The organism is Acidocella sp. MX-AZ02 (assembly GCF_000306035.1).
Taxonomy (GTDB): domain Bacteria; phylum Pseudomonadota; class Alphaproteobacteria; order Acetobacterales; family Acetobacteraceae; genus Acidocella; species Acidocella facilis.
In genome coordinates, this window is record NZ_JH976208.1 from 72,474 (window position 1) to 87,240 (window position 14,767).

General features: G+C 65.8%; 14 protein-coding genes. 10 read left to right on the forward strand and 4 right to left on the reverse strand.

Annotation, left to right across the window (positions count from 1 at the left end; all coding sequences use genetic code 11):
* From MXAZACID_RS08575 to MXAZACID_RS08585, 3 genes are all read right to left on the reverse strand, one after another.
* Positions 1 to 652, reverse strand: a 652-nt coding sequence (locus tag MXAZACID_RS08575) for a PfkB family carbohydrate kinase (protein ID WP_168118410.1), incomplete at its 3' end; no start/stop codon positions are given.
* A gap of 11 nt (positions 653 to 663) precedes the next feature.
* Positions 664 to 1,626, reverse strand: coding sequence for an alcohol dehydrogenase catalytic domain-containing protein (locus tag MXAZACID_RS08580; protein ID WP_008493870.1), 963 nt, complete (start codon positions 1,624 to 1,626; stop codon positions 664 to 666).
* Positions 1,623 to 2,495, reverse strand: a complete 873-nt coding sequence (locus tag MXAZACID_RS08585; protein WP_008493871.1) for an aldolase — start codon at positions 2,493 to 2,495, stop codon at positions 1,623 to 1,625. The genes MXAZACID_RS08580 and MXAZACID_RS08585 overlap by 4 nt, the downstream gene beginning before the upstream one ends.
* 167 nt (positions 2,496 to 2,662) lie before the next feature.
* On the opposite strand from MXAZACID_RS08585, the gene MXAZACID_RS08590 reads away from it, so the two are divergent.
* The 6 genes from MXAZACID_RS08590 (at position 2,663) to MXAZACID_RS08615 (ending at position 9,160) form a co-directional block, all read left to right on the forward strand.
* A complete protein-coding gene (locus MXAZACID_RS08590; protein WP_039885122.1) occupies positions 2,663 to 3,961 on the forward strand; it encodes an ABC transporter substrate-binding protein in 1,299 nt (432 codons plus the stop codon).
* The gene (locus MXAZACID_RS08595; RefSeq protein WP_008493873.1) at positions 3,962 to 4,699 is read left to right on the forward strand and encodes an SDR family NAD(P)-dependent oxidoreductase; all 738 of its coding nucleotides are present in this window, start codon (positions 3,962 to 3,964) and stop codon (positions 4,697 to 4,699) included.
* 3 nt (positions 4,700 to 4,702) lie between these two features.
* Complete coding sequence (locus MXAZACID_RS08600; protein WP_008493874.1) at positions 4,703 to 5,578, forward strand: carbohydrate ABC transporter permease; 876 nt, start codon at positions 4,703 to 4,705, stop codon at positions 5,576 to 5,578.
* 7 nt (positions 5,579 to 5,585) lie between these two features.
* Positions 5,586 to 6,398, forward strand: coding sequence for a carbohydrate ABC transporter permease (locus MXAZACID_RS08605; RefSeq protein ID WP_035180216.1), 813 nt, complete (start codon positions 5,586 to 5,588; stop codon positions 6,396 to 6,398).
* 3 nt (positions 6,399 to 6,401) lie between these two features.
* Positions 6,402 to 7,448, forward strand: coding sequence for an ABC transporter ATP-binding protein (locus MXAZACID_RS08610; RefSeq protein ID WP_039885124.1), 1,047 nt, complete (start codon positions 6,402 to 6,404; stop codon positions 7,446 to 7,448).
* 284 nt (positions 7,449 to 7,732) lie between these two features.
* The gene (locus tag MXAZACID_RS08615; RefSeq protein ID WP_008493878.1) at positions 7,733 to 9,160 is read left to right on the forward strand and encodes a short-chain fatty acid transporter; all 1,428 of its coding nucleotides are present in this window, start codon (positions 7,733 to 7,735) and stop codon (positions 9,158 to 9,160) included.
* A 136-nt stretch (positions 9,161 to 9,296) separates the two neighbouring features.
* On the opposite strand, the gene MXAZACID_RS08620 is transcribed toward MXAZACID_RS08615, so the two are convergent.
* Positions 9,297 to 10,871, reverse strand: coding sequence for an aldehyde dehydrogenase (NADP(+)) (locus MXAZACID_RS08620; protein WP_008493879.1), 1,575 nt, complete (start codon positions 10,869 to 10,871; stop codon positions 9,297 to 9,299).
* Between the two features lie 34 nt (positions 10,872 to 10,905).
* Between MXAZACID_RS08620 and MXAZACID_RS19290 the strand changes: the two genes are divergently transcribed.
* The 4 genes from MXAZACID_RS19290 (at position 10,906) to MXAZACID_RS08635 (ending at position 14,698) form a co-directional block, all read left to right on the forward strand.
* Positions 10,906 to 11,118 (forward strand): hypothetical protein, encoded by a 213-nt coding sequence (locus MXAZACID_RS19290; RefSeq protein WP_168118411.1) that lies wholly within the window; start codon positions 10,906 to 10,908, stop codon positions 11,116 to 11,118.
* On the forward strand, positions 11,111 to 12,784 hold the full coding sequence (locus MXAZACID_RS08625) for a thiamine pyrophosphate-binding protein (protein WP_008493880.1): 1,674 nt from the start codon (positions 11,111 to 11,113) through the stop codon (positions 12,782 to 12,784). Before MXAZACID_RS19290 ends, MXAZACID_RS08625 begins: the two co-directional genes overlap by 8 nt.
* A gap of 217 nt (positions 12,785 to 13,001) precedes the next feature.
* Entirely contained in the window at positions 13,002 to 13,928 is a 927-nt protein-coding gene (locus tag MXAZACID_RS08630; RefSeq protein WP_008493881.1) for an ABC transporter ATP-binding protein, read from the forward strand.
* The gene (locus MXAZACID_RS08635) at positions 13,925 to 14,698 is read left to right on the forward strand and encodes an ABC transporter permease (protein WP_008493882.1); all 774 of its coding nucleotides are present in this window, start codon (positions 13,925 to 13,927) and stop codon (positions 14,696 to 14,698) included. The genes MXAZACID_RS08630 and MXAZACID_RS08635 overlap by 4 nt, the downstream gene beginning before the upstream one ends.
* Positions 14,699 to 14,767: the final 69 nt, after the last annotated feature.

A 14,767-nucleotide genomic window follows, 5' to 3' on the forward strand; every position in this document is an offset into this window, starting at 1 on the left:
TGCCGTCAATGCGCCAGAAACTGCCCTCAGCGCCGCGTGTCACCGCCACGGCGCGCGCCTTTGGGGCGTCAATGGCGGCCAGGGCCAGGTGCGGATCATCCTCCCCGGTGCAGGCGCGCAGGCCATGGCTGGAGAACACCGGATAATCCGCCAGCGCCGCCAGGGCGCGCAGCGTTGCCGGTTCGCCGCCCTCGGCATCCAGCACGCTGGGCACATTGGCGGCTTTGAGCAGCGCGGCGGAGAGGTCCGGAAACCGATGATCGACCAGCAGCGCGTCGGCCTGCGGCAGGTGCGGCGGGAGGCGCGGCGCCACGGTGCCGCGATCCACGATCAGGCAGCGCGCCCCATCCGGGGCGACCAGCGCGCAGGCAATCGGGGTGCGCCCGCCTTCGATGATCTGCAATGCCTCCAGCCCCACGCCGAGCTGGCGCAGCTCCGCTTGCAGCCAGTCCCCGGCCGCATCATTCCCCACCGCGCCGAGATAAAGCCCCTCCCCACCCAGCCGCGCCACCGCCACGGCGGCGGTGCCGGCGATGCCGCCGCCGCTCTCGCGATAGGCGCTGGCGGTGTATTTCGCCTCGCCCTGGGGCAGGGTATCGAGCGCGTAGATCCGGTCCAGCACCACGATCCCGGCGCAGAGAACCTGTTTCAAGCGGGGCGCATTCAAGCCGGGCACATCAGCGGCTTCAGCCTTTCGCCGCGCGCGAAGGCGGCGAACAAGGCTTCCAGCCCGGCGAGGTCGGCTATGTCATCCACCAGTTTTTCAAAGGTTGCGCGGTGGGCGCGCAGCAGCTCGATATTCGCCTGATACTCGCCCAGCGGGAAATAGAAAGAGCGGATCAGGAAGAAATCCTTGCGGCGCAGCGCCTTGGTTTCGGTGATCTGCCATTGGTCGCTCTCGCCCAGCTGCACCGCCGCGCCCATCGGCGCCACCGCCGCCAGCGCCAGAGCGCGCCCGGCATCCTGGCCGCTGGCCTCGATCACCAGCGGAAAAGCCCGCGCGGCGGCGGCCTCGGCGGAGAGCAGCTCCACCCCGAGGCTGGCGGCGAAATTCGCCCGTGCCGGGTTTGGCTCGCACACCGCGAGCGTCCCCCAGCCCAGCGCCTGCAGCACCATCAACGAGCCCAGCCCGATCGGCCCGGCGCCGACCACCAGAGCCGCCCCCGGTTCCACCACGCGCGAGGCCAGCCTGATGCCATGCGCGGTGGTGCCGATGGCATCCAGCAGCAGCGGCGCCAGATGGTCCGGAATATCGTCCGGCACCGCCAGCAGGCATTGCCGCGGCACGGCGAGGGCTTGCGCATAGCCGCCCGGGCGCTGCCAGCCGAGCAGCTCCGCCCGCGGGCAGAGATTGGTCCGCCCGGCCTGGCATTGCGCGCACTGGCCGCAGAAAGTGGGGATATAGACCAGCACGCGCTGCCCATGTGCTGTGGTGCCCGGTGCACGCACCCGGCCGAAAATCTCGTGCCCTGGTGTTACCGGCCAGCCCTGGCGCAGGGGCCGGAAATCGCTGCCGCACAGCGCGCAGGCGGCGACATCCACGATCACCTCATCCGGCCCGGCCACCGGCTCGGCGGCATCCTCGATGGCAATCCGCCCTTCGCCGAGAAACCGCGCCGCTTTCACGCCGAAACCTTGTCGAGCACGTTGCAGAGCGTCTCCAGCCTGGGCACCGCATCCTCGCGCAAGGCGCGGCGCAGATCCGGCTTGCCGATGGTGCCGGACCAGATGCCGCGCCCGGCGAGAAAGCCCGAAGCGCCCTCGCGGCAGGCCCATTCCACGGCGCGCGGGAAATCATCCTGTTTGACGCCGGAGGAGAGCACCACCCAATCGCCATTCACATGCCGGGACAGGGCGGCACAACCACGCCGCACCTGCGCCTCCGGCCCGGCGCCGTAATAGGGGATTTCGCATTTATAGAGATCCTGCCCGCGATCTCCCAACTCCTTGGCAGCTTCGATGATCGCCGCCTCGCGGTCCCAGCCAGAGCCATCACGCGGGGCGCGGGCCACCGGTTCCACCACGCTGGCCAGCCCCGCCTGGCGGCAGATGGATACAAACTCCTCCACCATGGCGATGCGCGGTTCCGCCGCCTCGCCCGGCCGCCACAGCACCAGCAGCTTCAGCGCCACCGCGCCCTGCGCCTTCACCTTTGCAGGCACCACCTCATGGTCGATCTCCACCCGCGCCACCAACTCATCGGCGCTGGGGATCAGCACATCGGCGGCGGCGATCAGCGCGCAGGACGGGTCGACCGCCTTCGCATCCAGTGCCTGCTGCCAGGCCAGCTCCCGGTCGATCAGCACCGCCGAGGCGTAAGGGGTGAGGGCTTCGATCACCTCCAGCTTGAAGCGGGTGAGGTCCGCGTCCGTCACCGGACCATCCTGATGCGGCGCCATCATCGCCCGCAGCCCTTCGCGCTGGTCGATCGCCAGCATCGCATAGGTGCCGGAGGGGCGCGCCATGCGCGTCAGGGCGGGGGGGCTGCCGGACATTCGGATCTGCTCCTTTGAGGCGTTTGCTTGGGGTTTCCATTTTATCGCGCCTGTTGACCGATGCCGGTTTGACAAGGCGGCGCGGAGGCGTTAGCTCTATGTCATACTAAAAGCCATACGACAGGTCAATAGACTGAACGTTTGCACTCTGTTGGGAGAAACAGACCATGGTTGCTCGGCTCGTGAAGCGGGTTTCAGCGGCGGCACTCGCCTTGTCCTTGCCCCTCGGCGCCCACGCCGCCGGGTTCGACTGGCAGAAATATAAAGGCCAGACGCTGGATGTGCTGGTCGATAATAACCCGATCGGCCAGGTCATCGCCAATAATGTCGCGGCGTTTGAGAAGCTGACAGGGATCAACGTCAAGGTTGATATCTTCACCGAGCAGCAGATGCGCCAGCGTCTGGTGACGGTGCTGGATTCTAACAGCTCCCAGGTGGATGTGTTCATGACGCTGCCCTCGCGCGAAGGCCAGCAATTCTCCGGCGCGGGCTGGTACACGGATCTGGCGCCGATGGCCAAGGATGCAAGCCCGGACTATGATTTCGCCGGATTGAGCCCGGCTTTGCTGAAAGCCGCGACCTTTGACGGCAAGCTGACCAGCATCCCGATGAACATTGAAGGTCCGGTGCTGTATTACCGCACGGATATCTTCAAGAAATGCAATCTCACCGTGCCGACCAGCCTCTCCGGCATGCTGGACACCGCCAAGGCGCTGAAAAAATGCAATGCCGCCACCACACCCTTCGTCTCGCGGGGCTTGCGCGATGCGCTGGCCTATACCTACAGCGTGTTCTTCCATAATATGGGCGGCCACTACATCGAAAACGGCAAATCCGGCCTGTGCAGCCCGGCCGGGCTTTCGGCGCTGTCGCTCTATGGCGATCTGCAGAAACATTACGGCCCGCTCGGCGTGGTCAATTACAGCTTCTACCAGATCTCCTCGCTCTATCGCGATGGCCGCGCCGCGATGGCGTTTGAATCCTCCAATGAACTTTCGGATGTGATGCAGGGCGGCGCGCGGCTGAACGATACCGGCATCGCGCTGCTGCCGCCGGGGCCGGGCGGTTCGCATCCCACCGCCATCGCCTGGGGTTTGGCGATGTCGCCCTACAGTACGCATAAAGGTGCCGCCTGGTATCTGATCCAATGGGCGACCAGCCCGGCGATTCAGGCCAAGGACGAGATCGCCGGCATCGCAGCACCACGCCCCGCCATCGCGCAGGATCCGCAGGTGAAAGCCTGGCTGGCTGCCGCACCCGTTCGGCAGGTCTGGCAGAATGCGGTCAACCAGCTCGCCAATACCGGCACCTCCAATGTCGGCTACCCGATCACCGATAATCCGGAATCCCGGCAATATATCGGCGAAGCCGTGGACAAGGTGATTGTCGGCTCCGACAAGCCGGATGCCGCCTGTGCCCCGGCCGATCAGTCGCTGAACGCGCTGATCGCGAAAGACAAGAAATAAGTGACCTCCTCCTCCTTTGCCCTGAGCGATGGGTTTCATGTCGCCGTCATTGGCGGGTGCGGCGACATCGGCGCGGCGATCTCAGCGCAATTTCTTGAGCTTGGTGCTTGCGTTACCGCGACCGGGGTGAATGAGGCGGCTGTCAGCGCCACCTCGCTTCCCGCGCATGAACGGCTGCGTCTGGCGGTGCTGGACGTGACCGACGATGCGGCGGTGCGGGATTTTGCCAAGGGCTTCCCGCGCATCGATGCGGTGATCAACTGTGCGGGGATTCTCAGGCGCGATCTGGAGTTCGATATCGCGGTGTTCCAGCAGGTGCTGGATGTGAACCTTACCGGCAGCTTCCGTGTGTGCAGCGCCTTTCGCGACGGGTTGGCAAGACAGCGTGGCAGCATCGTCAATATCGCCTCGATGAACGCGTTTGCCGCGCTGCCGCGCCTGCCCGCCTATTGTGCGAGCAAGGGCGGGGTGGTGATGTTGACCAAGGCGCTGGCGCTGGCCTGGGCCGAAGAGGGGATCCGGGTGAATGCCGTCGCCCCCGGCTATATCGAAACCACGCTCAACGCCGAAGGCCGCAAGGATAAAGCGCATTATCAGCGCATCGCCGAACGCACCGCCTTCAAGCGCTGGGGCCAGCCGGAGGATGTGGCCGGCGCTGTCGCGTTTCTCTGCATGCCCGCTTCCGCCTACATCACCGGCACGGTGGTGAATGCGGATGGCGGCTTTCTGGCGGGGTGAGGCATGAGCTTTTCCGCTTCCTCGCGCCAGCGCGGCGCCATCGCTCTGCTCTCGCTACCGGCGGTGTTTTTCACCGCCTTGATGGTGGTGTTTCCGGTCGGCTATACGATCTGGCTGAGCTTCCGCAGCGCGCCGCTCGGCCATGCCACGCAATTCGCCGGCCTTGCCAATTACGCGCAGCTTTTCCATTCGGGCAGTTTCTGGAACAGCATCGAGGTCAGCCTGGCGCTGTATCTTTTGTCACTGGCGTTGCAGCTCATCGCCGGCACCTATCTGGCGCTGCTGCTGTTCCACGCCCGCCGCATGCCCGCCATCCTGCGCTCGATCCTGATCTCGCCCTTCATGGTGCCACCGGTCGTGGTCGGCATGATGTTCCTGGTCATTCTCGATCCGTCGCTGGGGGCGGCGAACTGGATTCTCAGCCTGTTCGGTCTGCCGCCCTCCGCCTGGCTCGCCTCGCCGCAATGGGTGATCCCGACCATCGCGCTGATCGATACCTGGCAATGGACGCCGTTCGTGGCGCTGATTGTCCTCGGCGGGCTGCAATCGCTGCCGCCCAGCGTCTATGAGGCGGCGAAGATCGACGGCGCGCCGGCGCATCTGGTATTCTGGCGCATCACCTTGCCGCTTTTGCTGCCGACGCTGATGACGGCGGCGATCTTGCGCAGCGTCGATCTCTTGCGCTTCTTCGACATCATCTATGTCACCACCCAGGGCGGCCCGCTGGATGCTTCGGATACGTTGAACGTGCTCGGCTTCCATATCGGCTTTGAGCTGTTCCAGTTCGGCTATGCCAGCGCGCTGGCGGTGACGCTGACAGCGATGGTGTTCGGCGTGGTGCTGTCGCTCAACCGGCTGCGCAAAGCCGTGGCGTGGTGAGGCGGCGATGAACAAGCGCATCCTGCATATATTGGTGGTGGCGCAGCTGGTCGTGGTGGCGCTGGGCATTTTGTTTCCGATCGTCTGGATGGTGATGTCCTCGCTGAAATCCTCGGCCGATGTCACCGCCTACCCGCCGAGCTTCCTGTTCAAGCCGACGCTGGAGAATTACACCCATCTGCTGGAGACCACGCCTTTTTTCGCCTATGCGCGCAATTCGCTGATCGAAAGCGGCGCCTCGACGATATTGGGGCTGGCGCTGGGGATTCCGGCGGCCTACGCGGCCTCGGTCACCCGTTCGAGCTGGCCGGCTTTGGTGACGCTCTCCGCGCGCATGGCGCCGGGCACCTTGTTCCTGGTGCCCTGGTATGTGGTGTTCAAGGCGTTGGGGCTCGTCGGCACCTACGCGGCGTTGATCCTCACCCAAGCGGCGATCACCTTGCCGATCGTGATCTGGGTGCTGCTGCCGGCTTTCGATGCAATCCCGCGCAGCATTCTGGAGGCGGCGCTGGTGGATGGGTGCGGGGTGCTGCGCAGCCTGTGGCGGGTGGCGCTGCCTTTGGTGAGTTCCGGCCTCGTCATCGCCACCATTCTCGGCTTCGTATTTTCCTGGAATTATTTTCTGTTCGCGCTGGTGCTCTCGGATGAAGGCACCAAGCCGCTGGTGGTGGCGGCGTTCAATTATATCGGTGAGGGCTCGACCGATTGGGGCGGGCTGATGGCGGCGGCGACATTGATCGCGCTCCCGCCTCTGGTGCTCGCCATCGCCGTGCAGCGCTGGCTGGTCGCGGGGCTCACTCTTGGCGCGGTGAAGGGGTAAGGCATGGCTTCGGTAAGATTGCAGGGTCTGCGCAAGCGCTTCGGCACGCATGATGTGATCCCCTCGCTGGATCTCGAAATCAACGATCATGAATTCATGGTGTTTGTCGGCCCCTCGGGCTGCGGCAAATCCACGCTGCTGCGCATCATCGCCGGGCTGGAGCCGATCACCGAGGGCGATCTGTTCATCGGCGAGCGCCGGGTGAACGACCTCACCCCGGCGCAGCGCGACATCGCCATGGTGTTCCAGGATTACGCGCTCTACCCGCATATGACGGTCTATCAGAACATGGCCTTCGGGCTGGAAATGCGCCACGCGGCGAAGGCGGATATCGAAACGCGGGTGCTGGCGGCGGCGCGGATGCTGGAGATCGAGCCGTTGCTCAAGCGCCGCCCGCGCGATCTCTCCGGCGGGCAGCGCCAGCGTGTCGCCATGGGCCGCGCCGTGGTGCGCGATCCGCAGGTATTCCTGTTCGACGAGCCGCTCTCCAATCTCGACGCCCAGCTGCGCGGCCAGGTGCGCGGCGAGATCAAGGCGCTCTCACAGCGCCTGCAGACCACGATGGTCTTCGTCACCCACGACCAGGTGGAGGCGATGACGATGGCGGACCGCATCGTGGTGCTGCGCGGCGGCGTCATCCAGCAGGTTGGCACGCCTGAGCAGATCTACAGTACCCCCGCCAACCGCTTCGTCGCCGGTTTCATCGGCTCGCCTTCGATGAATTTCCTGCCGGTGACGCTGGAGGCGGGCGGCGCGCGGCTGGAGGATGGCACATTATTGCCGGTGCTCACCGCGCGGCGCGGCCCGGCGGTGCTGGGCATCCGCCCGGAGCATTTCGAGCCGGTGGGTGAGGGCGGGCTGGCAGTGCAAATCCTGCTGGTCGAGCCGCTGGGGGCGGATACGCTGGTGCATTTCAACGTCGGCGCGGTGCGCTGCATCGCCCGGGTGGCGCCGGATACCAGACCGCAAATGGGCGAGACACTGCGGCTGGGTGTCGCCCCCGGCAAGGCCTTCCTGTTCGATCCCGAGAGCGGCGTGCGGCTCGGCTGAGCGCGCCTTCCCCCCGCCTTCGCCATAAAACTCAGCATCCTCGTGAACGGCCAATCCGGGTGGATGGGCCGCACCCTGGCGCGCATCTTGATCTGACCGGCGGTTTCAAGCCCAATATGCCAGAGACAGAGGGGCTGGTGACGGCGTGCGGCCGGGTGTTCATATATAGGGCGGTGCGGCGCGCGTGATCTAAACGCCGCGATCCGCGCGTATAGAGCACCGGCCGGCGCCGCAAAAAGCGCCTGCCGTCTGGGGACTGAACGATAACAAAGAACGGGATAAAGATGAGCGCGAGCAAAGACGAGACACAACGCACGGGGCTGGCCGCCAGCCTTGCCCTGCGCTTCACCAGCTGGGCGGAATATTGGTTTCCGGACGCTTATATCTTCGCCGCCCTGGCGTTGATCGTGGTGGCCGGCGCGGCATTGCTGATCGGCGCCAAGCCGGTGGCGGTGGTGGGGGCTTTTGGCGACGGGTTCTGGAGCTTCATCGTGTTCTCGATGCAGATGGCGTTCATCGTCATCACCGGCTACGTCATCGCCACCTCCGCCCCGGCGGCGCGGCTGATCAACTGGCTGGCCAGCCTGCCGCGCAGCGGGCCGGGGGCGGTGGCCTTCATCGCCTTCATCAGCATGGGCACCTCCTTTCTCAATTGGGGCCTCAGCCTGGTGTTCAGCGGGCTGCTGGCGCGGGCGATGGCGGCCCGCGGCGATTTGCGGATGGATTATCGCGCCGCGGGGGCGGCGGGCTATCTCGGCCTGGGCGCGACCTGGGCGCTGGGCCTCACCTCCTCGGCGGCGCAGCTGCAGGCCAACCCGGCCAGCCTGCCGAAGCCGCTGCTGGCGATCACCGGCGTGCTGCCCTTCACCCAGACCATCTTCCTCTGGCAGTCAATGACCATGGCGGCGGTGCTGGTGGTGGTCTCGGTGCTGATCTGCCGTTTCTCCACCCCGACCGGCGACAAGGCCGTCACCGCCGAGCAGCTGGGCATCGAGCCGGGGCTCGCGGTGCCGGTGCTGCCGCCGCGCACCCGGCCGGGCGAGTGGCTGGAATATTCACCGCTGATCACCATTCTGGTGGTGCTGATGGCCGCCGGCTGGGGCTGGCAGCAATTCGCCGCCCATGGCGCCAATGCCATCGCCAACCTCAACACCTATAACCTGATCTTCCTGATGGCCGGGCTGTTGCTGCATTGGCGCCCGAAAGCCTTCCTCAACGCGGTGGCGAAAGCCGTGCCGGCGACGACCGGCGTGCTGATCCAGTTCCCGCTTTACGGCGCCATCGCCGCGATCATGACCACCGCCAAGGGAGCCGGCGGGCATAGTCTGGCCGAGTTGATCGCGCATGGCTTCGTGGCGGCGACCACCACGGGCTCCTTCCCGGTGGTGATGGGCGCCTATTCCGCCATTCTCGGCTTCTTCGTGCCCTCGGGCGGCGGCAAATGGATCATCGAGGCGCCGTATGTGATGAAGGCGGCGGCGGATCTGAAGGTGCATCTGGGCTGGGCGGTGCAGGTTTATAACGCCGCGGAGGCGCTGCCGAACCTGATCAACCCGTTCTGGATGCTGCCGCTGCTGGGCGTGCTGTCCTTGAAGGCGCGGGACATTGTCGGCTTCACCTTCCTGCAGCTGATCGTGCATGTGCCGCTGGTGCTGTTCATGCTCTGGCTGTTCGCGCAGACGCTGACCTTCGTGCCGCCAATGATGCCTTAAGTCTCAAAAGTTTTTGAGGGTGTGGGAACTTTTTTCAAAAAGTTCCCACGAACGTCTGGTGTGATGGCAACGTCTCTGCCACCACCCCAGACGTTTTCGCCGCTTTTTTGAAAAAAAAGCGGCACCAAAAAACTTTTTACGCCAGCGTCAGCGTGCCATCCATCCGCCGCGCGATCCCGTACGGATTCGCATCCCGCACCGCTTCCGGCAGCAGCTTCTCCGCGACATTCTGATAACAGACCGGCCGCAGAAACCGCCGGATCGCCAGCGTGCCGACGGAGGTGGTGCGCGCGTCCGAGGTGGCGGGGAAGGGCCCGCCATGCACCATGGCGTGGCAGACCTCCACACCGGTCGGCCAGCCATTCACCAGAATCCGCCCGGCTTTTTCCTCCAGCAGCGGCAGCAGCTTGGCGAACAAAGCCTCGTCCGCCTCGGTCATGTGTACGGTGATGGTGAGCTGGCCTTCCAGCCCGCGCAGCAAAGCCGCCAGCGCTTCATCATCCGCCCCTTCCACCAGCAACCCGGCGGCGCCGAAAATCTCGTCGGCGAGGTTGGGGTTGGCGATGAAATTTTCCGCCTTGGTGCGGAAGAACACCGGCTGCGCGGCATTGGCGCCGGTCTGCCCGGCGGCGAGCCGCTCCACCCCCGCCGTCGCCGCATGCTGGGCGACGCCTTTTTCGTACGCCGCCAGAATGCCCTTATGCAGCATGGTCGCGGCCGGGGCGGCATTGATGGCGGCACTGGCGGCGGCCACGAAATCCTCCAGCCCGGGCCCGGGGGTGGCCAGCAGCAGGCCGGGATTGGTGCAGAACTGCCCCGCCCCCATGGTCAGCGAGCCGGCGAAAGCTGTTCCCAGCGCCGCGCCATTGGCCGCCAGCGCGCCGGGGAGGAGCAGCACGGGGTTGATGCTGCTCATCTCCGCGTAAACCGGGATCGGCTCCTGGCGCGCCGCCGCCAGCTTACCCAAAGCCAGCCCGCCGCCGCGCGAGCCGGTGAAGCCCACCGCCTTGATCCGGGCATCGCTCACCAGCGCCTGGCCCAGCGCATCGCCCACGCCGAACAGCAGCGAGAACACGCCCTCATGCAGCCCGGCCTCCTTCACCGCCGCCTGGATGGCGCGGCCGACCAGCTCCGAGGTGCCGGGATGCGCCGGATGCGCCTTCACCACCACCGGGCAGCCGGCGGCCAAGGCCGAGGCGGTGTCCCCCCCCGCCACCGAGAAGGCCAGCGGGAAATTGGAGGCGCCGAACACCGCCACCGGCCCAAGCGGGATCATCCGCAACCGCAGATCCGGCCGGGGCAGCGGCTTGCGCTCCGGCAGAGCCGGGTCGATCCGCACATCCTGCCAGCCGCCCTCCAGCACCTCCTTGGCGAAGAGCCGCAGCTGGCCGACGGTGCGGCCGCGCTCGCCTTCAATGCGCGCCCGCGGCAGGCCGGTCTCGGCGCAGGCACGGTCCGTCAGCGCATCGCCCAGCGCGTCGATCTTCGCCGCCGCCAGCTCCAGAAACGCGGCGCGGGCTTGCGGGCTGGTGGCACGGTAGGGGGCGAAGGCGGCCTGCGCCAGCGCGCAGGCACGGGCCACATCCTCTGGCGTGGCGCCGCCATAAGCGGGCGCCAGCACCGCGCCGCTGCTGGCATCCACCCCGGAGAAGCTCTGTGCCGTGCCGCGCGCGCTGGTCGCGCCGATCAGTAAGTCGCCGGTCAGTTCCATGCCATCTTCCTCAATGTTGTCTAAAAATTTGTAATTGATTATAACCAATTTTGATCGGGCGCGCCATGGCGACATCCCGCAAAAACGCCGCGCAAAAGACTGTTTTCTTGTGGTTGTCATTCTGCTCATTGCTGGTTTGAATGGTCGCCATTCGCGGCATGCGCCGTCTGTCCGCATCATGCCTTTCCTCGCGGCCCGCGCGGCGGCCGCGATCTCACCCAGAACCGGAGCGAAGCGCGATGCCTGACACCCTCACCCCCCAGCCCATTCAGGCCCGCAATGGCGGCTTCATCCTGGTCGATGCGCTGCGGCGCAATGGCGTCGATACGGTCTATTGCGTGCCGGGCGAGAGCTATCTGCCGGTGCTGGACGCGCTTTATGACACGCCCCAGATCCGCACCATCGTCACCCGGCATGAAGGGGCCGCCTCCAACATGGCGGACGCCTATGGCAAGCTGACCGGCCGGCCGGGCATCTGCTTCGTCACCCGCGGCCCAGGTGCGACCCATGCCGCCAATGGCGTGCATACCGCCCGGCAGGATTCCACCCCGATGATCCTGTTCATCGGCCAGGTGGAGCGCGCCGCGATGGGCCGCGAGGGCTTCCAGGAAATGGATTACCGCCAGATGTTCGGCGGCGAAGTGGCCAAATGGGTCACCGAGATCGACGATGCCGCGCGCATCCCCGAAATCGTCTCCCGCGCCTTCGCGGTGGCGATGTCCGGCCGTCCCGGCCCGGTGGTGGTGGCGCTGCCGGAGGATGTGATGTTTGCCAGCGCCGCCGTGTCCCCGGCGCCCGCCGTGCGCATCGCCCATGCCGCCCCGGATGCGGCGGCGATCGCCGAGATCGGCACGATGTTGGCCAACGCGAAGCAACCGCTGGTGATCCTGGGCGGCACCGGCTGGGACGAGGCCGGCAGCAAGGCCCTCGCCCGTTTCGTGGACAAGTTCAACCTGCCGGTCGCTGCCTCTTTCCGCCGGCAGGATCTGTTCGATAATCGCGACCCGCATTATGCCGGCCAGCTCGGCCTCGGCACCGCGCCGGCCCTCACCAGGCGGGTGCAGGAGAGCGATCTGCTGCTGGTCATCGGCTCGCGCCTCTCGGAGACGGTCTCCGCCGGCTACACGCTGATCCAATCCCCCAAGCCGGTGCAGCCAATGATCCACATCCATCCGGACCCGCAGGAGCTGGGCCGGGTCTATCAGGCGGATCTGCCGGTGCTGGCCGGGCTCTCCCTGGCGGCGCGGGCGCTGGCGGCGCTGCCGGCCCCGGCCAGCATCCCCTGGGCGGGCTGGACCCAGGCCGCGAACGCGGATTACCGCGCCCATTCCACCCCGCGGCCCAATCCGGAGATCCAGGGGGTGGATCTGGCGCAGGTGATCGGCCATCTCAACCAAACGCTGCCGGAGAGCGCCACTATCGCCAACGGGGCGGGCAATTATACCGTCTGGGTGCATCGCTATTACCGCTACCGGCAGCCGCGCACGGCGCTGGCCCCCACCAACGGCGCCATGGGCTATGGCTTCCCCGCCGCGGTGGCGGCGAAGCTGCAGGACCGCGACCGCATCTCCATCTGTGTGGCCGGCGATGGCTGCTTCATGATGTACGCGCAGGAGCTGGCGACGGCGGTGCAGTTCAACGCCCCGCTGATCGTGCTGCTGGTGAACAACAACATGCTGGGCACCATCCGCATGCATCAGGAGCGCGAATATCCCGGCCGCGTCAGCGCCACCGATCTGCACAACCCGGATTTCGTGGCGCTGGCGAAAGCCTATGGCGCGCATGCCGAGCTGGTGGAGGCAACCGACGCCTTCCCCGCCGCCTTCGCGCGGGCCCTGGCCGCCGGCAAGCCGGCGCTGATCGAGCTGCGCACCGACCCGAAGCAGATCACCCCCACGGCCCGCCTGGCTTAAATTTCGGGGCCAACGGCCCCCCATCGCCACGGCAGGGCTTGCGCGATACGGGGTGTTTGCGGGCGCCGCGACACTATATAAGCGGCGCCGCGCCACCCATCGGCGCAGCCTGAGAGCATCAAGCCTTGAGCTTGATGCTCTCAGCTTTGGTTTAGCGAGCAACTTTATCCGATCAAACGATTCCGTTTGACCGGATGTTGCTCTAACGGGGAGCCGCATGTCATCCATCATCACCGTCTCGGGGCTGCGCAAGGCCTACGATACCGGGTTCGTCGCCTTGGACGGGGTCGATCTCGACATCGCCAAGGGCGAGATTTTCGCCCTGCTCGGCCCCAACGGCGCCGGCAAGACGACGCTGATCAGCATCATTTGCGGGCTGGTGCGCGCCAGCGCCGGCGAGGTGCGGATCGACGGGCACGAGATCAACCGCGATTACCGCGCCGCGCGCGCGGCCATAGGGCTGGTGCCGCAGGATATCTCGCTGGAGATTTTCGCCACGGTCTGGGACACGGTGCGCTTCAGCCGCGGCCTGTTCGGGCTGAAGCCGGATAACGGCTTCATCGAGACGCTGCTGCGCGACCTGACGCTGTGGGACAAGCGCCATGCCCGCATCCTGGAGCTCTCCGGCGGCATGAAGCGCCGGGTGATGATCGCCAAGGCGCTGGCGCATGAGCCCAAGCTGCTGTTCCTGGACGAGCCGACGGCGGGGGTGGATGTGAATCTGCGCCGCGACATGTGGACGCTGGTGCGCAGCCTGCGCCAGCGCGGTGTCACCATCATTCTCACCACCCATTACATCCAGGAAGCCGAGGAGATGGCGGACCGGGTCGGCGTCATCGCCGATGGCAAGCTGCTTCTGGTCGAGCAGACCGCCGCCTTGATGCACCGCTTCGGCAAGCGCCGGCTGAGGCTGGAGCTGGCGCGGCCTCTGGCGGAGATCCCCGCAAGCTTGAGCCGCTGGAATTTGGAGCTGGCGGAGGATGGGCGCTGTCTGGTCTATCATTTCGACGCGAACACGACCGAGAACGGCGTGCAGGACCTGCTGCGCGCCCTCGGCGAGCTGGGGCTGGATTTCACCGATCTGGAAACCGGCCGCAGCTCGCTTGAAGATATTTTCCTGACTCTGGTGGAGCAGAAAGTATGAATGCCCGCTTCAACCCCCGTGGCGTTTGGACAGTCTATCGCGCCGAGATGGCGCGCATGCGCCGCACCTTCTGGCAGAGCATCGCCACCCCGGTAATCACCACCATCCTGTATTTCGTCGTCTTCGGCGGGGCGGTGGGCTCGCATATGCACAGCGTGCAGGGTGTGAGCTATGGCGCCTTCATCGTCCCCGGCCTGATCATGCTGACGCTGCTGACGCAGAGCATCTCCAACGCCTCGGTCGGCTTCTATTTCCCGATCTTCACCAAGGCGATTTTCGAAATCCTCTCGGCCCCGCTTTCGGCCTTCGAGACGGTGACGGCCTATGTCGGCGCCGCGGCGACGAAATCCGTGCTGCTGGGGCTGATCATCCTGATCACCGCGAGCTTTTTCATCAAGCTGCAAATCCTGCATCCGGTCTGGATGGTGGCGTTCATGCTGCTCACCTCGATCACCTTCAGCCTGTTCGGCTTCATCATCGGCATCTGGGCGCGCAATTTCGAACAGCTCTCGATCATCCCCGCCATCATCGTCACCCCGCTCACCTTCCTGGGTGGGGCCTTCTATTCCATCGACATGCTGCCCGAACCCTGGCGCACGCTCAATCTGTTCAATCCGGTGGTGTATCTGATCAGCGGGTTTCGCTGGAGCTTCTATGGCGCGGCGGATGTACGGGTGATGACAAGCCTGGCCTGCACGCTGGGCTTCATGGTGGCGTGCCTGGCGGCGATCTGGTGGATTTTCCGCACCGGCTACCGGCTGAAGCCGTAAAGTTAATAAAAGTTTTTGGGGGTCTGGGGACTTTTTTCAAAAAGTCCCCAGAAACGTTGGGTGGTGATG